Origin of the sequence: Amorphoplanes friuliensis DSM 7358 (assembly GCF_000494755.1) — a bacterium.
Taxonomy (GTDB): Bacteria; Actinomycetota; Actinomycetes; order Mycobacteriales; family Micromonosporaceae; genus Actinoplanes; species Actinoplanes friuliensis.
Map to the genome: position 1 here is coordinate 8,602,958 of NC_022657.1, position 19,577 is coordinate 8,622,534.

Below are 19,577 nucleotides of genomic sequence, written 5' to 3' on the forward strand. Positions count from 1 at the left end.
CCGGTGTCACCTGAGCAACGACCAGCCGTCCCGATTATCGGCTACTTCTTGAGGACGCCCATGTCCTCGGGCCATTTGCCGCCCTCGAACACGTTGGCGTAGCTCTCGCTGATGTGCCCGATGTCGATCGCCCAGCGCCCGGCCTGCGCCAGTTTGGCCGCCAGCAGGGTGCCGGTGGGGCCGAGCGCGATCAGGAACAGCTTCTCCGGGTCCTGGGACTCCAGCAGGGGCATCAGCCGCGGCAGGTCGGCGTACGCGTTGACGGCCGTCGAATAGACGAACTCGACCGACTTGGCGTTGTCGAAGAGAGCCGGCTCGAGAACGAAGCGGGAGCCCTCACCGGTGACGATGACGATCTCCTTGGCGTCCCACACGTCACGCCACAGCTGCACACCCTGGCGGCCGAGGTGGTGGAAGTACTGCGGGCGGGAGACGTGCGCCATCCCCCAGGTGAGCGAGGTGTCCAGCAGCGGCTTCACCTCGGGCCAGATGTCCAGCCAGACGCCGGTCCAGTGGACGTTGCGGAACGTGTACGGGAAGGCGACCATCAGCTTGTCGCGGTCGTACCCGTCCATCCGCAGCACCTGCCGCAGGTCACCGGCGAGCCCGGCCGACCAGGGCTGGAAGCGCAGGTTGAACTCCGGCCGCAGCATCGTCTTGAGCTCGCCGTCGCCGAAACGGGCCAGGCTGATCCGCTCCTGCGCGACCTTGCGGACGGTGTCCTCGAAGTTGAGCTGGCACGCGTCGGTGAACTCGCGGATCTCGGCGAAGGTGTCCCGGGCCGCCAGCGCCCGGAAACCCTCGAGGTACTTGCGCTGCTCGCGCATCTCCCAGCGGATGTCCGTGAGCAGTTTGGTCGTCGACTGCTCGTGCTTGCGGACCTCGGCGGCCTGCTTCTTCGCCTCGGTCGACTGCTCCTTGAGGGCCTTCAGCAGGCGCGCGTCAGGAGTCGGGTTCCCGGCGATCCGGCGGCGGACCTTGTGGAAGAACGTCGCCTTCGTCGGTTCGCTCATCGCGTCTTTCCCTGCTTTCCGGCGGCCAGCATGCCGTCGATCAGGCGCCCGGTGGCGGCGCCGTCGTCCAGGTCGCAGCCCTTGGCGGCGAAAGCCCGGTAGCGGTCGGTGTAGCGGGCGGCAATGGCGTCGATGTCCCTGATCGCCGCCACCACCTCCTCCGACGTCGACAGCAGCGGGCCCGGGGCCTCCTGCTCGAAGTCGAAGTAGAACCCGCGAAGTTCGTCGCGGTAGTGCGCGAGGTCGTACGTGAAGAACAGCATCGGGCGGCCGGTGTTGGCGAAGTCGAACATCACCGAGGAGTAGTCGGTGATCAGGATGTCCGCCGCTGCCAGCAGATCCGCCATGTCGGGGTAGGTCGACATGTCGTAGACGAAGCCGTCGCCGTTGCCCGGGATCTCGTCGACGACGTTCGGGTGGCGGCGCACGAGCAGCGCGTGGTCGTCACCGAGCTTCTCCGCCGCGTCCAGGATATCGATCTTCATGGAGATCTGATAGCTGCCGCCGCTGTACTCGTCGTCGCGCCAGGTGGGGGCGTACACGACGAGCTTCTTGCCCTCGGGGATGCCGGCCGCCTTGCGGACCCGCTCCTTGATCTCGGCCCGGTCCTTGAACAGCAGGTCGTTCCGGGGGTAACCGATCTCCATGAGCTCGCCGTCGTACTTGAAGGCGCGGCGCAGGATCGGCGTGCTGAAGGTGTTCGGCGAGACCAGGAAGCTCCAGTTCGGCGCCTCCAGCTCCAGCTTCTCCAGGTAGCGGCGGTCGGTGAACTGCACGTCCGCGATGTCGAAGCCGATCCTCTTCAGCGGCGTGCCGTGCCACGTCTGCACGACGATCTGGCCCGGGCGGCGCTTGAACCACTCCGGCAGGTGCTGGTTGGTGACGATGTACCGCGAGGTCGCCAGGGACTCGTACCAGCGGCGGCTCCACAGCGCGACGGGGTCGGCCGTGTGCGGCAACGGCGCCTGACCGTCGGTCGTGACCCACTGGTGCTCGAGCTTGGCACCGCGCGCGACCAGCTCCTCGTGGACGGCCCGCGGGCTGTCGGAGTACTGCCGGCCGGTGAAGCTGTTGTAGAGCACGACGTCGCGCAACGGCTGCTCGCGCAGCGACGGATACTCCTTCTCGCGCAGGCGGGACTGGTTGGCGCGGCCACGCTCCTCGTCGGTGAGCGCGCTGCGGACCCGCAGCACGACCCGCTCGTCGGTCAGCCACTCGAGCGAGACCCGCGGCGAGTCACCGGCCAGCGGCAACGGCAGGGAGGCCATGGCCTCGGCGACCGCGGGCAGCGGCTGCACCGGGCCGTTGCCGTCGCGGTACAGGACGTTCCACATGCCCGTACGGATGCGGACGTGGGCGTCGAAGTTGGGCACCGCGATCGGGTCGACCTCGACCGACCAGGTGCCGTCGGCGGCCACCTCGGCCGGGAAGCTCCAGGTCTCGCGGGCGTTGAACGGCCGCAGCACCAACTTGAACTGGCCCACCTGACCAGGGACGCGGCCGGTGAACCGGAACTTGCGGTCGGCCGTGCTCACCCCGGTCAGCACCGGGCCGGTCGGCATGGCGACCAGCTGGGCCTCACCGGAGAGCGCGGCGTGCACGTGAACGCTCAGCGCACCGAGATCGATCGGGTCCCACCTGAAGTCGTCGGCGATGCCGCAGGCGACCACACCGCTGCGCTTGGTGCCGACGGCCAGCTCGATCCGGAACCGGTCGGTGGGCTCGGCGATCCGCAGCGGCTGATAGGTCAGCCCCTCGCGCTGCACGTCGCCGACCGGGATCCGGAAGCGGAACTTCTCCCCGTCGAGCTCGACCGGGTACCGCCGCCAGGTCAGACCGTCGATCCGCGACAGCGTCACGCTGGTGACCAGGGCGTCGCTGTGGAGCCGGCCCTCGACCTCGAGGTGATCACCGTTGAGACGGCCGCCGGTCAGGCGCGCCGGCACTCGCTCGACGCGGACACGCAGCCGGCCCTGCTTGACGAACGGTGTGATCCGGACGTCGTCGCCGACGTCCAGGCCGGTCAGCTTGACCGGGTTGGCGGGCTGCCCCATCTCCAGCGAGCCCTTGCTCATCCGGCCCAGACCGACCACGCCGGTCACCACGGTCCAGGTCCCGTTCTTCCAGGTCCCCTCGGGGGTACGCAGGGACTGCGGGTCGATGACGGCGTCGAAGCCGGACCAGTCGTAGGTGTTCTGGGGCGAACCGTGGTCCGCGGTCGCGTCGATGCAGCGCCGCGTGATCAGCGGGGTGCGCTTGGTCCGCCGGCCCGAACCCTCCTTGAGCCAGATCAGCCGCGAGGTGCTCCACGGCCGCGGCGAGGACTGCCCGGGGATGAACGCGTGCCCGCGGATGTGCAGCTTGCCGTCGCGCCAGGAGACGTCGTGCACCTTGGTGCGGGGGCGCGGCGTACCGGCGGCGAACAGCTCGGGCGGGAGCTGCGGCAGCTTCTCGTGGTACAGGTCCATGTCGTGGTAGCGGCGCAGGCCCTTGCGGGCGATCCGCCGCTGCTTCCGCATGACCGGGACGAGCTCGAGGACCTCGCGCAGCATCCGGTTGCGGATCAGCGTCCAGAGCACCCGCTGGTTCGCCGGCAGCTCGAGGATCGCCTCCGGGTCGATCGTGTCGAGGTAGTCGTTGGTGCGCTCCATGAAGACGCGCCTGTACTCGTCGTCGACGATCGGCAGCACCTTGACGAAGAGGTTCAGGTCGCCGGTCAGCACCGTCTCGTCGTACAGGCGCTTGGTCGCGTGGTGGCCGGACTCGCCGAGCAGCCGGCTGACCTGCCAGCAGTTCTCCAGGCGGTCGGTGAAGGCCTTGAGCTCCTCGCGACGCTGGGTGATCGACTTGTCGTCACCCTCGCGCTCCCGCCAGTAGTAGATCGGCACGTCGATGACGTCGACACTCTTGGCCAGCACGTGCAGCGGGACGGTGACCGGGGTGTCCTCGTAGAGCACACCCTCCGGGAACCGCAGGCCCTGCGCGTCCCAGAAGGTCTTGCGGTAGACCTTGTTCCACGCCGTCCGGTCACCGAGCAGGGCGGGCTGCTGGTCGACGTGGGTGCGCAGCTTGGTGTTCTGGAAGATGTCCCGGTGCATGCCGGACTGGATCAGACCCTTGCTGCTGAGCCGCATGACGTTGCCGCAGGAGAAGTCCGAGCCGGTCTTCTCGAGGATCCCGACGAGCAGCTCCGCGGTGTACGCGGGCAGGGCATCGTCACTGTCCATGAACATGAGGTAGTCGCCCGTGACGTGCTCGAGGCCCGTGTTGCGGGCCGCACCGAGACCGGCGTTCTCCTTGTGCACCACCTTGAAGCGGGAGTCCTTGGCCGCGAACCGCTCGGCGATGTCGCCGCTGTCGTCCTTCGAACCGTCGTTGACCAGGATGACTTCGAGCTCACCCCGCGTCTGGATGGCGATGGACTCGAGACATTCGTCGAGGTAGGGCGCCACGTTGTAGATGGGCACCACGATGCTCAGCACGGAACTCGCCATTCCAGCAGGATAGGGCTCCGCTTCACCCGCAACACAGACACCGTCTATGTGAGTGACTTTCACCCGATGTATTAAGGTGCACCGCCGTGCAAGCGATCCTCGCGACACTGGGCTACGTGACCTCCCCGGACCGCCGGAAGGTACTGATGATCCGGCGGGACACACGCCCCGACGACATCCATTACGGCTACTACAACGGTCTCGGCGGCAAGCTCGAACCCGGCGAGGACGTGGTCACCGGGATGCGCCGCGAGATCCGCGAGGAGTCCGGACTGGAGTCACTCTCCGTGGAACTCGCCGGGACGATCTCCTGGCCCGGGTTCGGGCGCAACGGCGAGAACTGGTTCGGCTTCCTCTTCCGCGTACCGGCCTGGAGCGGCACGCCGCTGGCCGGCAACGACGAGGGCAGCCTGCACTGGATGGACATCGCCGACGTCCTCGCCGGGAAGCTGCCGATGTGGGAGTCCGACCGGCACTTCCTGCCGCTGGTCTTCGCCGACGAGCCCCGGCCCTTCCACGGCGTCATGCCCTTCGCCGACGGCAAGGCCCAGAGCTGGAGCTTCTCCTAGAAGCGCGGCATCCCGCCGAACTGGCGGTCACCGGCGTCACCGAGGCCCGGCACGATGTACATCTTCTCGTTCAGGCCCTCGTCGATGCTGGCCGTGACCAGGCGCAGCGGCAGACCGGAGTCGCGCAGCCGCTCGATGCCCTCGGGAGCGGCGAGCACACAGCAGATGATGACGTCAGTGCAGCCACGGTCGACCAGCAACTGGCAGCAGTGCACGAGCGAGCCGCCCGTCGCCAGCATCGGGTCGAGGACCAGCACCGGCAGACCCGACAGATCACCGGGCAGGGATTCCATGTACGCCCGGGGCTCGTACGTAGCCTCGTCGCGCGCCAGGCCGACAAAACCCATGGACGACTCGGGCAACAGGGCCAGGGCGGCGTCGGACATGCCCAGACCGGCCCGCAGCACCGGCACGATCAGCGGCGGGTTGGCCAGCCGGGTGCCCTCGGTCGGCGCGACCGGCGTCGTGATCGGGAACTGCTCGACGGCGAAGGTGCGGGCGGCCTCGTACACGACCATGGTGGTCAGCTCGTGCAGGGCGGCGCGGAAGGCTCCGGAGTCGGTCTCGGCGTCACGCATGACGGTGAGTCGGGACTGGGCCAACGGGTGATCAACGACGAGTACGTCCACGCCGATCAACCTACCGGGGTTCTCCAAGATCAACTGCCGGAGGGCCGCGTAGAATCCCTCTCATGACTGCGACAGCGACGTCGAGGCTGCCCGACGTGTCCGGTTCCGCCTTCAACCTCCGATCTTTCCTGCACGGACTGCCCGGGGTCGACAAGGTCGGGGTCGAGGCGCGGGCGGCATCCCTCGGCACCCGGTCGGTGAAGACGACCGCCAAGGCGGCCGCGATCGACCTCGCCATCCGCATGGTCGACCTGACCACGCTGGAGGGCTCCGACACCCCCGGCAAGGTCCGCGCGCTGTCGGCCAAGGCCGTCCGCCCCGACCCCTCGGACCCCACCTGCCCGAGCGTCGCGGCGATCTGCGTCTACCCGGCGATGGTCCCGGTCGCCGCCGAGGTCCTGGCCGGCACCGGCGTCCACCTCGCCAGCGTCGCCACGGCCTTCCCCTCCGGGCAGGCCCCGCTCGACGTCAAGCTGGCCGACACCCGCGACGCCGTCGCCGGCGGCGCCGACGAGATCGACATGGTCATCAGCCGGGGCGCGTTCCTCTCCGGCCGTTACGACCACGTGTACGACGAGATCGTCGCGGTCAAGGAGGCGTGCGGCTCCGCCCACCTCAAGGTGATCCTGGAGACCGGCGAGCTCGGCACCTACGACAACGTCCGGCGGGCGTCCTGGCTGGCCATGCTGGCCGGCGCCGACTTCATCAAGACGTCCACCGGCAAGGTGCCCGTCGCCGCGACGCTCCCGGTGACGCTGGTCATGCTCGAGGCCGTGCGCGACTTCCGGGCCCAGACCGGCCGCCAGGTCGGCGTGAAGCCCGCCGGCGGCATCCGCACCACCAAGGACGCCATCAAGTACCTCGTGCTGATCAACGAAACGGTCGGCGACGACTGGCTCGACCCGGACTGGTTCCGCTTCGGCGCCTCCTCGCTGCTCAACGACCTGCTCATGCAGCGGACCAAGCTCACGACCGGCCACTACGCCGGCCCGGACTACTTCACGCTGGACTGAGGCCATGTTCGAATACGCACCCGCACCCGAATCCCGCTCGGTCGTCGACATCGCTCCCTCGTACGGCCTGTTCATCAACGGCGAGTTCGTTCCCGCGTCGTCGTCCGGCGGCGTCTTCAAGACCGTCAACCCCGCCTCCGAAGAGGTCCTGGCCGAGGTCGCGTCGGCCGGTGCCGAGGACGTCGACCTGGCCGTCGCCGCGGCGCGCCGGGCGTTCGGCCCCTGGTCGGCGCTGCCCGGTGCCGAACGCGCCAAGTACCTCTTCCGGATCGCGCGCATCATCCAGGAACGCTCCCGCGAGCTGGCCGTGCTCGAGTCCCTCGACAACGGCAAGCCGATCAAGGAGTCCCGCGACGTCGACCTGCCGCTGGTCGCCGCGTACTTCTTCTACTACGCGGGATGGGCCGACAAGCTCGCGTACGCCGGGTTCGGCGCCAACCCGCAGCCGCTGGGTGTCGCCGCCCAGGTCATCCCGTGGAACTTCCCGCTGATGATGCTGGCCTGGAAGATCGCCCCCGCCCTGGCCGCCGGCAACACCGTCGTGCTCAAGCCGGCCGAGACCACGCCGCTGTCGGCGCTCTTCTTCGCCGACATCTGCCGCCAGGCCGACCTGCCCCCGGGCGTCGTCAACATCATCACCGGCGCCGGCGAGACCGGCCGGACGCTCGTCGAGCACCCCGACGTCAACAAGGTCGCGTTCACCGGCTCGACCGAGGTCGGCCGGCAGATCGCCCGGTCCGTCGCGGGCACCCGCAAACGCCTGACCCTCGAGCTGGGCGGCAAGGCGGCCAACATCGTCTTCGACGACGCGCCCATCGACCAGGCCGTCGAGGGCATCGTCAACGGCATCTTCTTCAACCAGGGGCACGTCTGCTGCGCGGGCTCACGACTGCTGGTGCAGGAGTCCGCGTACGACGAGGTGCTCACCGCACTCAAGCGCCGCATGGCCACGCTGCGGGTCGGCGACCCGCTGGACAAGAACACGGATATCGGCGCGATCAACTCGGCGGCCCAGCTCGCCCGCATCCGCGAGCTGTCCGACATCGGCGCGTCCGAGGGCGCCGAGCGCTGGTCGCCGCCGTGCGAGCTCCCGTCCCAGGGCTTCTGGTTCGCCCCCACGATCTTCACCGGGGTGACCCAGGCGCACCGCATCGCCCGCGAAGAGATCTTCGGCCCGGTCCTGTCGGTGCTGACCTTCCGCACACCCGACGAGGCGATCGAGAAGGCGAACAACACGCCGTACGGTCTCTCGGCCGGTGTCTGGACCGAGAAGGGCTCGCTGATCCTCGCCATGGCCGACAAGCTGCGCGCCGGCGTGGTGTGGGCCAACACGTTCAACAAGTTCGACCCGACGTCGCCGTTCGGCGGCTACAAGGAGTCCGGATACGGTCGCGAAGGCGGCCGGCACGGCCTGGAGGCCTACCTTGCCTAAGTCCGACAAGCCGGCCAAGGTCGCCGCCGTCACCGCGCCCGCACGGCTCGGCGTCCGCAAGACCTACAAGCTGTACATCGGCGGGGCGTTCCCGCGCAGCGAATCAGGACGGACCTATCTCGTGGACGGCGACAACGTGGCCCTCGCCTCCCGCAAGGACGCCCGCGACGCCGTCGTGGCCGCCCGGAAGGCGCAGCCGAAATGGGCCGGCGCGACCGCGTACAACCGGGGTCAGGTGCTCTACCGCATCGCCGAGATGATCGAGGCGCGGCGGGGCGAGTTCGTCACCCTGGGTGTTCCGGCCACCGAGGTGGACGCCGCCGTCGACCGCTGGATCTGGTACGCAGGCTGGTCCGACAAGATCGCCCAGGTGCACGGCGGAGCCAACCCGGTCGCCGGCCCGTTCTTCAACATCTCCGCGCCCGAGCCGACCGGCGTGGTCGGCGTGGTCGCACCGGAGTCGTTCCTGGGACTGGTGAGCGTCATCGCGCCCGCCATCGTGACCGGCAACACGGTCGTGGTGCTCGCCGCGAGCCCCCAGGTCGCCGTGACGCTGGCCGAGGTGCTGGCCACGTCCGACGTGCCCGGCGGTGTGGTGAACATTCTCACCGGACACGCCGCCGAGACCGCGCCCTGGCTGGCGTCCCACGACGACGTCAACGCGCTCGACCTCACCGGCGTGGCGGACACCGGACTCGCCGCCGACCTGGAACGAGCCGCGGCCGGCAACCTCAAGCGGGTGCTCCGCCCACCGGTGGACACACCCGATTTCACCGCCGACCCCGGCCTGCACCCGATGACCGCGCTGCTGGAGACCAAGACGGTGTGGCACCCGAAGGGTTTCTGACCTCGGTCTGCCACCTTTCAGCAGCGCCCACTAAGGTGTGTGCCCAGACTCACCCGTCCGAACAGCTCGCTTGAACCAACCCGGAGGTCACCGTGACCAGCCAGTCGCCCGAAGAGGGCTCGACGGTCAAGGAAGAGAAGGCCGTCGTCGAGGATGGTCTCTCCGGCCGTGAGCTGTGGGACGAGGTACGCATCGCCCCCATCGAGATCGCGATGCCGGGCGGCGTCGGACTCACGCTCCGGGCCTACAGGCTCGCCTCCGAGCTGACGCCGACCGAGATCCAGACCGACGAGGACGACCCCTTCGACGCCCGTGAGCGCCGCGCCGCGGCCCGCCGCGCCGAGGAGGAAGGCGTCATCGTCGACGACGAGTTCTCGGCGCTGGTCGCCGAGGGCGAGACGGACTCCAAGGCCGACCGCAAGTCGGACAACAAGGTCGTCACCGAGGACGGAGAGGTCGTCGAGGAGCCCGACGCGGCCGACTTCGCCGACGAGCCGGACGAGACCGAAGCCGAGGAAGCCGACGAGGAAGTGCCCATCTTCCTCAGCCACAAGGGCAAGCTGCTCACCTTCAAGACCCCCGAATCGCTGGTCTCCTTCATTCGATCGGGTGCTCCGCACGACCTCGCACAGCTCGACACCTGGGCGACCGTCGCCGAGCGGGTACAGTCGTCCGACATCGACCCGGCCGCCGACGACCGCTACGAGCTGGACCTCGTCGTGGAAAACCTGCGGGGCGGGCACGACACGTGGGACCTGCCCCTGCTCATCGCCGCCGGCGAGGTGGCCCGTGACCTGGGTCACGGGCTCCGGTTGAAGCCGGTGATCCTGGCCCTGGCGCCCGGTTCACCGCTCGACGACCTGGACGAGTCCCTCCGGTCCGCGGAGAGTGGCGGAATGGGCGGTTTCTTCGGACGCCGGAAGCTCCGTAAAATCGGGGCACAACAGGCGAGTCTGGGTTGGCGTTCGATTATCGGCAAGATCTCTGCCGCTGTGGACTGGCGCGACTGACCCGTCAGCGGGGACTATCAGTCCTTGGCCGAATACAGCAGTCCCGGGGAGGAGGACGACGCCGTGGCGCTCGTGCGCGTGTACTGCGGTCTGGCGTCGGCTGATGAGACGGTGCGTTCGGCTACGGCCGGATCGCAACTGACCATCGCCGTGGTGGACGACGCGGGAAGGCTGCTCGGCGTCCACGAGATCAGCGACGACCCTGCGGGTTATGCCCAGCTGGGCACGCTTCTCGTGGAACGGACGAGTGGATTCGCGGACGCCGCGGTCGCCGCCGACAGCGACGACCACATGGTCACGTCGCTGCTCACCGCAGCCGGCCGTCCCCTGGTCGTTGCCGACGACGACTCGACCGACGACTTCGCCGAACGGTTCGCCGACGACGAGTCCCCCGACGAGATCTCGGCGCCCCCGGCCGCCCGCCGCGCCGTGGGCCTGGCCCGCGCGCTGCAGGCCGGTGTGATCGCCGCAGCCACCATCCCGGCTCCCCGCGAGCTGATCAGCTACAAGCCCGTCCTCGCGGCACACGTCGCGATGCTCAACGGGCGACACTCCGCGGCTTCCGCGCTGCGCGAGGTCCTGCGTGAGCTCTACCCGGCCGCGCTGAGGGCCTACCCGGACCCGGCGCATCCGCTGGCCCTGGCCGTGCTCGACGCGCTGCCCGAGCCCGGACGCCTCACCGGCCGCGGCCACGACGCCGAACAGGTCGCCGAGGACGTCGCCGCCGAACTCACCCGCGCCGGCGCCGGCACCGACGACCAGGTCGTCGCCGCCGTCACCGCCCTGGTCGTGGCCATCAGCGAGTCCCCGCGCCGCGGAGGCGTCAACAAGTCGCTGTCCCCCGCCGCCGCCGACACGGTCCGCCACGCCATCGGCGCTGTGCGCTCGTGCGACTCCGCCTGCGAAGCTCTCGTCGGCACGCTCGTCGCCCGCATCAGCACCCAGTCGGCCACCGGTGCCGCCGGTCGCCGCCAAGCCGGCTCCCGCCGTGCCGCCGAGCCCGCCGCCAGTGCCCCGGCAGCGCGCCCGTCCGACACAGGCACCCGACTCAGCCGCCCCTCCGACACCGGCACCCGTCTGCGCCCGTCCGACACAGGCACACGACTGGGCCGCCGCGGCCGCCCCGAGCCCGCCGCCGCGAGCAACGCACCCGCGATGCCGCGACCGCTGACCAGCCCGCCGGTCGCCCCCGAGCCGATCATGCCCCCGCCGATGGCACCGCGGCCCGTCACACCGCCGCCGGTCGCCCCGGCCGCAGGCCTCCCGAGCCGCACCCCGAACCCGGGCCCGGCCAGCCGCCCCGTCTCGGTCCCGCCGCCCCCGCCGGGCATGACACCGATCGTGCCGGGCTCCCGCCCGTCGTCGGTGCCACCCGCCGACTCCGGGCAGCCTTTCCGCCCCACCCTGACCAACGCCGCGATGAGCAACGCCCGCGCCGAACGCCAGCGCACAGTCATCCCGCCGCGACCGAGCACCCGCAGCACCCCGCAGTCCCCAGCCGCGAACGGTGCCACGGACTACTCCCTGCCCATGCCCGCCCAGCGGTCGACGCAGGACATGCCAGAACCCGGCTCCCGCGCCAACTGGCCCCTCATGAACACCAACGACGACGCCGCCACTCCGCCGGCCGCCGCGGTCAGCAGCCCGCCGACCGACGGCCGTGTCCGCCCGCCGTGGCAGGACATGCCGAAGGAGCCCCCAGCCCTCCGCCTGGTCGAATCCCAGCTCAGCGGCCTGGCCAACACCCCCGCCGACGTCACCGCCATCTCCGAACCACCCCCGCTGCGCCTCGTCGACGACCGCCCCGGCCGCAACGGCCGCGCCGCCATGGCCCGCCGCACCACCCTCACCGCCCTCGACCGCAGCACCACACCCCCGGTCCCGGCCGAAGGCGACGGCGACCTCCTGATCTTCGCGGCGGCCCGCTCCGCCTGGTTCACCGGCCACGACGAAGAAGCCTCCGACAACCTCGAATGGGCCAACGCGTCCGACACCGGCTGGCGCGCGGCTGAAAAAGCCGCCACCCCGTCGGTGGCCGCAGAAACCTCCGCTGGTCTTCCGAAGCGTGTACCCCAGGCCAACCTGGTCCCGGGCTCCCCGCTCCGCGAAGAACGCCCCCTCCGCATCGTCCGCGACGCGGCCAGCATCGCCGCCCACACCACCGGCTACTTCCGCGGCTGGCGCCGAGGCCAAGAAATCGGCGGCTACGCCATCGGCGGCCGCCCCGGCCGCGAATCAGCCGGCGGCTGGGACTTCAGCCGCGACGGCGGAACGCCCGAGGACTTCCGCAACGCCGGGTACCGCAGCAGCTGACAAGCACGCGTACGGCGGCCACGCTCCCAGCTGGGGGCGTGGCCGCTGTCGTTTGCGGGCCCCGAAGTTGCGACAGTGAGCAGTCGCCTGGGCGGCCCGGGCCAGGATCATGCTTTGCAGCCAGCGCCCGTCGTGGGGATGGCAGCCGCGTACCCGCCGCCAGGGTCCCGTCCGCGGCGAGCTCGGCGAGCATCTCGCGCCACCACAGCCCCACACCCCGCCCCGCCAATGCCGCCGAGTTTCGCAATCCCACACCGTGCGGCCTGCGTGCGCGCCCAGACCCCGCGCCCCACACCCCGCTCCCCCACACGCCGGGTGCTGACGCCCCGCGCCCCCACACCCCGGGCCCCACATCCCGCTGCCCCACACCCCGGGTGCCGACGCCCGCGCCCCCACACCCCGCGCTTCGCTTCCCCAGAACCCCGAGCCTCGGAGGTGGTCGTCGGCTGCGGCCTGAGTGCTTGGGTTTGGTTGCGGTGGACGGTTGGGGGCCGGGGGTGACCAAGACGGCTGTGGAGCGTTTTATGCCGTTCTTGGTCACCCCCGGCCCCCAACCTTGCATGGCTATTTCTTGCGGTGGGTTCTTGGTTGCTCGCTGCTGGGTGGATGGCCGGGGTGGGCGGTCCCCTTGCGGTTTGTGGTCTGGCTTCCGCGTTGTGGTTCTGCCGGGGGATTTTGTTGGGCAGGCCGGGGTGGGTGGGGGGTCAGGCGGCGCACCTCGCCGGTTGCGGTCCCTGCTTCCCAGTGCCCGCTGCCGGTGCCCGGCGCCCAACTCCCGGCGCCCAACTCCCGGCGCCCGGTGCCGGGCCCGGGCCGGCCCGGTGCCTGCTGTCGGGCGCTTTCTCTGATGTTCCAGGCCCCTGCTCGGTGGCTGGGCCTGCGCCACGCCTGCTCGCACGTTGGGGAGATCTGGTGCGGGCAGAGGTTGGCGAGCGGTGGCTGTTCGACTCGACGCGTGCTCGGCTCGGGTGAGGGCGGGGCCGTCGTGGCCGGCGGGTTGGGGTCAGTTGGTGAGGGTGGGCCAGCCTGTGGGGTTGGAGCAGGATTCGCGGCTGATGCCGGAGTTTGTTTCTGGGAACGTGCCGAAGCGGTTCTGGTTCAGGTGCGCGAAGAGGTAGCACATCTCCTCGGCCTCAGCATCGGGGACGGCGAGGCGGGGTTCGGCCTTCGCTGCTTCGTAGTAGGTGCGGCCCATGGCCACGATGAAGCCGCGGGCGTACAAGAAGCCGTCGTCGGAGCCGTCGGTGACTTCTTGGAGGTCTGCGCGGTCGAGGTTGTAGAGCTTGCGTTCCACGACGCGGTCGAGGTCGGTGAGTTCCTCGGTCGTGAGCTCGGCGCATGCGGCTTCGAGGTGCTCCTGGACGTCTTCCCAGGCTTCCTCGAGGTCTTCGACGTCCACGTCCTTGCCTGGGCGGCGTTCGGCCAGTTTGCGGCGCGCTTTGTTGGTCTTTTTGCTCTGGGGTGCCCAGGCTTCCTCGAGGAGGGACCAGAATCGGTCCTCGTGCTCCGGCGTCGGCAACATCGTCACGCGCGGATGGTAGCGGGAGCCACCGACAAGCTCACAAAGGCCGGTGGCGGCCCGCGAGCGTGCCTGTGAGCCGTTCCTGGGCCCAGGCGGTGAGTGGCTCAACCGCGGCCCGGTTGAGGATCGTCCGGGCGGCTTCAGGGCCGTTCAGCGTTCGCGGCATCGCGGCATCGCGGCATCGCGGCATCGCGGCATCGCGGCATCGCGGCATCGCGGCATCGCGGCATCGCGGCATCGCGGCATCGCGGCATCGCGGCATCGCGGCGGGGCAGTGTGCCATCGAGCCTGGGTCCGGGCTTCGCGCGCGGACGTGGTGGCGTGGCTGATGGGGCGTGGGGCGACGTGGTCCGCGAGGCTGTGGGCAGGCGGACGGCAAGGTCTGGTTGTGCCGGGGGATTAAAGAGCCGCCACCCGTACCGGCCGGCCGGGCGTCGACCGCCGGACATGCGGGTGATCTGGGAGCGGTCGGGGTGGAGTTTGGGCGTGCAAAAGTCCCGCTCTGGCGGGCAGAGCGGGACTTTCAGCAGCCTGTCAGGCGGGCGCTACCGCGCGCGAGCGACGCATGGTCAGGACGTACTCGACTAGCGAGATGAGTACGTTCTTCGTCGACTCGCGGTTACGGGCGTCGCAGCTCACCACGGGGACGTCACTGGAGATCGCGAGCGCGTCGCGAACGTCCTGGGCGTTGTGGTACTGCATACCGTCGAAGCAGTTTATGGCGACCAGGTACGGCAACCGTCGGTGCTCGAAGAAGTCGATGGCGGCGAAGCAATCGGCGAGCCGACGCGTATCCACCATCACGACGGCACCGATGGCGCCCCGGACCAGTTCGTCCCACATGAACCAGAAACGTGTCTGGCCCGGTGTTCCGAACAGGTACAGGATCAGATCCCGGTCGATGCTGATACGGCCGAAGTCCATTGCCGCCGTCGTCGTCGTTTTCCCCGGCACCTGCCGGTTGTCATCGACGCCGACACCGGCGGAGGTCATGATCGCCTCAGTGGTCAGTGGGGTGATCTCAGAGACCGACCCCACCAGCGTCGTTTTACCGACACCGAAGCCACCGGCGATGACAATCTTCGCCGATGTCACACGCCCGGCGGCCGGCCGGCGCGACATGTCAGAGCCTGCGAAGTCCACTCAGCACCCTTTCCAGCAGTTCCGTACCCACCGCATCGGATTCATCCTCCAGCGATGTCGGCTCGTACACCGCGACTAGGCCATCGGTGGCCATGTCTGCGACGATCACTCGAGCCACCCCGAGCGGTAGTTGCATGCGTGCGGCGATCTCGGCCAGCGACTGAACTCTGCCGCCGTCGCACATCGCCGCGATGTACTGGTGTTCTGTCCCGCCCCTGCCCGTTCCGGTGGAACGGCCACGCACGGTCGTCTCGACAAGCGCTTCCAGCGCGATCTCAAGCTTCGGCCGGGTTCGGCCACGGGTCACGGCGTACGGTCTGACCAGTGCGCCGGTCGGCTCATCGCGTTCGGGCATCGTCACCGCTCACCCCATCCCTTGGCCCATAGAAGTGTCTCTTGTCGTCAAGCGTTTGGACAGATGCCGGTCGGAGCCGGCTAACCATCCGTTCAGCCGAGCACTCCAGCCGCGGAGCGCGGCGCGGGCGTGAGCGCCTCGCCGACCCGGTCGACCAGGAGCGCCATCTCGTAGCCCACCTGTCCGACGTCACAGCTGCGGGCTGCGAGCACGGCGAACGACGAACCGTCGGAGATCGACATCAGGAAGAGGAACCCGTTGTCCATCTCGACGACCGTCTGCAGCACCGCACCGCCCTCGAAGCACCGTGCGGCGCCCTGGGTCAGGCTGACCAGGCCGGAGGCGATGGCCGCCAGCTGGTCGGCACGGTCCCGCGGAAGGTCCCTGGAGGCCGCGAGAAGCAGACCGTCGGCGGAGACCGCGATCGCGTGCGCCACCCCGGGAACGCGGTCGGCAAAGTTGGCCAGAAGCCAACCAAGATCCTGCGTACTTGTCATGCTTCATGCTCCTTGCCAGCCTGCGAGGACTGCTGCCCTCCCGGAGTCTCCTCCGGGTTGGTCGAATTTTCCTTCGTGCGACCCCGCTGCACACCACGGTGGTACGCGGACAGAAGCCCACGGACCGCTTCGGGAGTGCGGCGTTGAACGGAGGTCTCGGCCCGGTCTACACCACCCGGGACGAGCTGTGCCATCGGCGTACGGCGCGGAAGCCCGGCCGTCGTCGTCGTGTCGACGGGCATCTCGGCGGCCTTGCGGGCCGCCTGCCAGCCGTCGTCGGCGGCAGTCTGCCACGGGCCGGACCCGTTGCCGTTGACCGCACCGGCGGACGAGGCAGCGCCGACGGTCGCCGGGTCCCGGTCGCGGGCCGGCTCGCGGTCGAACGCGGGTTCGCCGTTGAGCTTCTCCGGCGAGGCAGCCTGCTGCGGCACACCGGCCGAGCGGGCGGGCTCCCCGGTCGAGAAGCGCTGGGTCGTGACCACCGAGTCGGGACCCTCGGAAGGGGCCGGCTTCGGCTTCGGCTCGACGGGTGCCTGCTGTTTCGCGGGCTCGTTGGGCCGTGCGGTCGTGAACCAGGCGGACTCGAGCTCCCGGAAGATCGGCAGCTCCATCGTCTCGTCGGCGAACTGACCCTGCGAGTCACCCGCGGCGCGCTGACGAGCAGCGGCCTGGGCCGCGGCGATCTGCGCGGCGGCGGTCGCCTGAGCGGCGGCTGCCTGGGCTTCCGCAGCCTCGTGGGCCTTTGCGGCGGCCGCGGCCGACCGCTCTGCCTCGGACTGCGGGGTGCCGTTCTGCGGGTTGGTCGGACGGGCGACCTGCGGCTGCGAACCGGTGGCACCCCGGTCCGCGCGGTACCGCGGAAGCTCTGCCGTCATGTCCAGGGCGGCCGCGAGGCTCTCCGGGACGTGCGGCGTGTGGCCGGACTCGCGGTCGGTGGTGACCGGCGGCCAGGCCGGCGGGGCCGAGGCGGCCGACTGCGGCGCGGGCGGCGCCGACTCGGGCCGCTGGTACGGCGGCGCGGAGGCCGGCGGACCCGAGGCGGGCGGCGACGACACCGGGCGACCACCACCGTACGGCGGGGCGGACGGCACCGGCGGCGCGGAGACCGGCGGGACCGGGGGCGCCGACACCGGCGGCACGAACGGGCTGCGGCTCTGCGTCTCCGGGTTGGCCGGCAGCTGACGCGGGATGGTGTGACCGTACGAGCCCGTGTCCTCGGGGCGCTGGTTCTCACCGTTGCGACGCTGCGGCAGGCCGTCGGGGCCGCTGAAGCCTTGCGGGCCGGCCGGCGACTGCGGCAGCGGCGGGATCGGCTCGTTGCTGCGCGGGCCGTGGAAGCCGTTGGCACCGTTCGAGCCGTTCGATCCGTTCGAGCCGTTGCTGAAGCCGTTGGGACCGCCGAAGCCGTTCGACGGGCCACCGAAGCCGTTGGCGCTGGGCTCGAAGCCGTTCGAGGGCGCGCCGGTCAGGTCGGACCAGGCGGGAACCGAGCGGTTGCCACCCGTGCCGAGCATGCCACCGGCGGGCATCGGCGGGTTCGGGTCGAACGGACGTCCGGCCGGGTATCCACCGCGACCGTTGGAGCCGCTCTCGAGGGCCAGCGGCGGCTCGGCGAACTGCGGCCGTTGCTGCTGCTGCTGCTCGTACGGGTTGTGCGCGGCAGGCGCCAGGCGGTTGGCCGAGGCCGACATCACCATGACGCTGACCGGCAGACCGACGTCCGCAACCGTGCCGCGCTCGGTGTCGGCCGGCCGGAGCTCGACCTTGACGCCGTGCCGGGTCGCCAGGCGGGCGACCACGACCAGGCCCATCATCCGGGAGACGGCCACGTCCACCATGGGCGGGTTGGCCAGCCGCTCGTTGAGGTCGCGCAGCTGCTCGCGGCTGATGCCGATGCCACGGTCCTCGACCGAGAGCACCGCGCCGTCACCGAGGCGCCGGGCCTCGACGATGACGTGGGAGTTCGGCGGGGAGAACGCGGTCGCGTTGTCGAAGAGCTCGGCGACCAGGTGGACCATGTCGTTGACCGCGTGCGCGGACACCTCGATGTCCCGGTCGATCATGCCGAACTCGATGCGCGTGTAGTGCTCGACCTCGGACTGGGCGGCGCGGAGCACGTCGATCAGGGCGGCGGGCTCACGCTGCACACGGGTCGAGTCGGCGCCGGCGAGAACCAGGAGGTTCTCGTCGTTCCGGCGCATCCGGGTCGCCAGGTGGTCGAGCTGGAAGAGCTCGGCCAGACGGTCCGGGTCCTCCTCGCCGCGCTCGAGACGGTCGAGGTGACCGATGAGCCGGTCGACCAGGATCTGCGAGCGGCGGGCGAGGTTGACGAACATCGTCGCGACGGAGGACCGCAGGGCGGCCTGCTCGGCGGCGGTGCGGACGGCCTCGAGGTGAACGGCGTTGAACGCCTCGGTCACCTGCCCGAACTCGTCCCGGCTGCGCACCGGCAGCGGCTCGGCGACCTGGTCGGCCACCTGGGCCGGCGTCAGTGAGCCGGTCAGTGCGGGGTCACGCAGCCGCTCGACCGCCTGGGGCAGACCGAACTGGGCGACGTTGAGGGCACCCTGACGCAGCTCGCGGAGGGAGCGCGCCATCGAGCGGGCGACCAGCCAGGCGAAGACGATGGCCAGCAGGAGCAGGCCGAGCAGGACGCTGGTCTCGATGAAGACCCGGGTCTGCACGTCGTCGCGGATCTCGGTCGCCCGTTCCACGATCTGGACGTCGAGGCGGTTCTCCACGCTGCGGAACAGGTCGTTGTAGCCGATCATCGCGGTTTCCCACTGCTCGCGGTTGAACGCGATCTCCTTGGAGCGGTTGGCTCCGAGGTTCTGCAGCGGGCCGGTCAGGTTGGTCGCACCGCGCAGCGCGGGACCGTTGACGACCCGGTCGAAGAGCGCGCGCTCGTCGTTGGTGGCGACCTGACGCATCGACGACGTGGCGATCGTGTAACCGGTGTCGGTCTCCAGGAACTGACGCCGGAGCGTCGGGGTGAAGTCGTTGTTCTGGAGGACCTTGTGGCCGACGTCGCGCTGGAGGGCGATGAAGTTCTTGGCGCGGGCGACCGCGGCGACAACGCGCAGGCGGTCACTCAGCGTGGTGTCCTGGGCGAGCTGGGCCGACGCGTCGCGGACGTTGAGGAGGTCCTCGATCAGCGGGTTGTAGTCGTCCTCGACCGCCTTGGGCTCCAGCTTGCCGTTCGCCGTCTGGCTGCGCGTCGAGGGCAGCTCCTCGAGGTTGCGGTCCAGCCGCAGGAGGAGCGTGGCGACCTGGCTCGGGACGTCGTCGAGAGCGGCCTTCTGCTGCGAGTAGGGCAGCTTGGCCGCGTCCACCTTCGCGTGCTCGCGCTTGTAGGCCGTGTCGGCCGCGGCGCGTTCCGGGGTGTTCGGCTTGGTGGTCGCGATCATCACACCGAAGGCACGTTCGTTCTGCAGGTGATCGACGAGTCCACCGGCGGCCTGCGACAGCACCGACAGGGTGCGGGCGCGCTCGGCGTTGCTGGCCTCGTTGATGTGGTCGATCAGGCCGCTGGTGCCGACGATGACCGTCGCCAGGGTGGGCACGAGCATGATGAGCCCGAGCTTCGACCAGATCGGCAGATCCCGCAGCCGGCCGGCCGGCCGGCGGAGACGCGACATGACACCGCTCGCCGTCTTGGGGCGCTTGCTCACGTCACCGTCCTCCTGATTCGGACCCGGCCTTCGGATCACCGGGCACCGCACACGGCCGACTCACCGGTC

General features: G+C 70.1%; 14 protein-coding genes. 6 read left to right on the top strand and 8 right to left on the bottom strand.

Going from position 1 to position 19,577, the window contains the following annotated elements; translation table 11 throughout:
* Positions 1-41: 41 nt before the first annotated feature.
* The gene (locus AFR_RS39665) at positions 42-1,013 is read right to left on the bottom strand and encodes a GT-D fold domain-containing glycosyltransferase (protein WP_023562484.1); all 972 of its coding nucleotides are present in this window, start codon (positions 1,011-1,013) and stop codon (positions 42-44) included.
* On the bottom strand, positions 1,010-4,507 hold the full coding sequence (locus AFR_RS39670; RefSeq protein ID WP_023562485.1) for a bifunctional glycosyltransferase/CDP-glycerol:glycerophosphate glycerophosphotransferase: 3,498 nt from the start codon (positions 4,505-4,507) through the stop codon (positions 1,010-1,012). Before AFR_RS39670 ends, AFR_RS39665 begins: the two co-directional genes overlap by 4 nt.
* An 86-nt stretch (positions 4,508-4,593) precedes the next feature.
* On the opposite strand from AFR_RS39670, the gene AFR_RS39675 reads away from it, so the two are divergent.
* Positions 4,594-5,076, top strand: coding sequence for an NUDIX hydrolase (locus AFR_RS39675; RefSeq protein ID WP_023562486.1), 483 nt, complete (start codon positions 4,594-4,596; stop codon positions 5,074-5,076).
* Here the strand turns inward: AFR_RS39675 and upp are convergent.
* On the bottom strand, positions 5,073-5,705 hold the full coding sequence (gene upp, locus AFR_RS39680) for a uracil phosphoribosyltransferase (protein WP_023562487.1): 633 nt from the start codon (positions 5,703-5,705) through the stop codon (positions 5,073-5,075). The genes AFR_RS39675 and upp overlap by 4 nt on opposite strands.
* 62 nt (positions 5,706-5,767) lie before the next feature.
* On the opposite strand from upp, the gene deoC reads away from it, so the two are divergent.
* The 5 genes from deoC to AFR_RS39705 all read left to right on the top strand — a co-directional run bounded on the left by deoC (position 5,768) and on the right by AFR_RS39705 (position 12,320).
* Positions 5,768-6,718: a deoxyribose-phosphate aldolase gene (gene deoC / locus AFR_RS39685; RefSeq protein WP_023562488.1), complete on the top strand. Its 951-nt coding sequence runs from the start codon at positions 5,768-5,770 to the stop codon at positions 6,716-6,718.
* A gap of 4 nt (positions 6,719-6,722) precedes the next feature.
* Positions 6,723-8,150 carry an aldehyde dehydrogenase family protein gene (locus tag AFR_RS39690; RefSeq protein ID WP_023562489.1) on the top strand — a complete coding sequence of 476 codons (1,428 nt, stop codon included), beginning with the start codon at positions 6,723-6,725 and terminating at the stop codon, positions 8,148-8,150.
* Positions 8,143-8,997 (top strand): aldehyde dehydrogenase family protein, encoded by an 855-nt coding sequence (locus AFR_RS39695; RefSeq protein WP_023562490.1) that lies wholly within the window; start codon positions 8,143-8,145, stop codon positions 8,995-8,997. Before AFR_RS39690 ends, AFR_RS39695 begins: the two co-directional genes overlap by 8 nt.
* A gap of 92 nt (positions 8,998-9,089) precedes the next feature.
* On the top strand, positions 9,090-10,007 hold the full coding sequence (locus AFR_RS39700; protein WP_023562491.1) for a SatS C-terminal domain-containing protein: 918 nt from the start codon (positions 9,090-9,092) through the stop codon (positions 10,005-10,007).
* Between the two features lie 24 nt (positions 10,008-10,031).
* Complete coding sequence (locus AFR_RS39705) at positions 10,032-12,320, top strand: hypothetical protein (RefSeq protein ID WP_041841486.1); 2,289 nt, start codon at positions 10,032-10,034, stop codon at positions 12,318-12,320.
* Between the two features lie 1,003 nt (positions 12,321-13,323).
* Here the strand turns inward: AFR_RS39705 and AFR_RS39710 are convergent.
* The 5 genes from AFR_RS39710 to AFR_RS39730 all read right to left on the bottom strand — a co-directional run bounded on the left by AFR_RS39710 (position 13,324) and on the right by AFR_RS39730 (position 19,508).
* A complete protein-coding gene (locus tag AFR_RS39710) occupies positions 13,324-13,842 on the bottom strand; it encodes a DUF4240 domain-containing protein (protein WP_023562493.1) in 519 nt (172 codons plus the stop codon).
* 534 nt (positions 13,843-14,376) lie between these two features.
* The gene (locus AFR_RS39715; protein WP_023562494.1) at positions 14,377-14,964 is read right to left on the bottom strand and encodes a GTP-binding protein; all 588 of its coding nucleotides are present in this window, start codon (positions 14,962-14,964) and stop codon (positions 14,377-14,379) included.
* A 1-nt stretch (position 14,965) separates the two neighbouring features.
* On the bottom strand, positions 14,966-15,340 hold the full coding sequence (locus AFR_RS39720) for a DUF742 domain-containing protein (protein ID WP_041843338.1): 375 nt from the start codon (positions 15,338-15,340) through the stop codon (positions 14,966-14,968).
* Positions 15,341-15,432: 92 nt separating this feature from the next.
* On the bottom strand, positions 15,433-15,837 hold the full coding sequence (locus AFR_RS39725; protein ID WP_014447580.1) for a roadblock/LC7 domain-containing protein: 405 nt from the start codon (positions 15,835-15,837) through the stop codon (positions 15,433-15,435).
* Positions 15,834-19,508, bottom strand: coding sequence for a sensor histidine kinase (locus AFR_RS39730; RefSeq protein ID WP_023562496.1), 3,675 nt, complete (start codon positions 19,506-19,508; stop codon positions 15,834-15,836). Before AFR_RS39730 ends, AFR_RS39725 begins: the two co-directional genes overlap by 4 nt.
* Between the last annotated feature and the right edge of the window lie 69 nt (positions 19,509-19,577).

Excerpts from the sequence above, each read along its gene's own strand:
- AFR_RS39665 (WP_023562484.1), bottom strand. The coding sequence starts at position 1,013 with ATGAGCGAACCGACGAAGGCGACGTTCTTCCACAAGGTCCGCCGCCGG.
- AFR_RS39710 (WP_023562493.1), bottom strand. The coding sequence starts at position 13,842 with ATGTTGCCGACGCCGGAGCACGAGGACCGATTCTGGTCCCTCCTCGAG.
- AFR_RS39715 (WP_023562494.1), bottom strand. The coding sequence starts at position 14,964 with ATGTCGCGCCGGCCGGCCGCCGGGCGTGTGACATCGGCGAAGATTGTC.
- AFR_RS39725 (WP_014447580.1), bottom strand. The coding sequence starts at position 15,837 with ATGACAAGTACGCAGGATCTTGGTTGGCTTCTGGCCAACTTTGCCGAC.
- AFR_RS39720 (WP_041843338.1), bottom strand. The coding sequence starts at position 15,340 with ATGCCCGAACGCGATGAGCCGACCGGCGCACTGGTCAGACCGTACGCC.
- AFR_RS39690 (WP_023562489.1), top strand. The coding sequence starts at position 6,723 with ATGTTCGAATACGCACCCGCACCCGAATCCCGCTCGGTCGTCGACATC.
- AFR_RS39670 (WP_023562485.1), bottom strand. The coding sequence starts at position 4,507 with ATGGCGAGTTCCGTGCTGAGCATCGTGGTGCCCATCTACAACGTGGCG.
- deoC (WP_023562488.1), top strand. The coding sequence starts at position 5,768 with ATGACTGCGACAGCGACGTCGAGGCTGCCCGACGTGTCCGGTTCCGCC.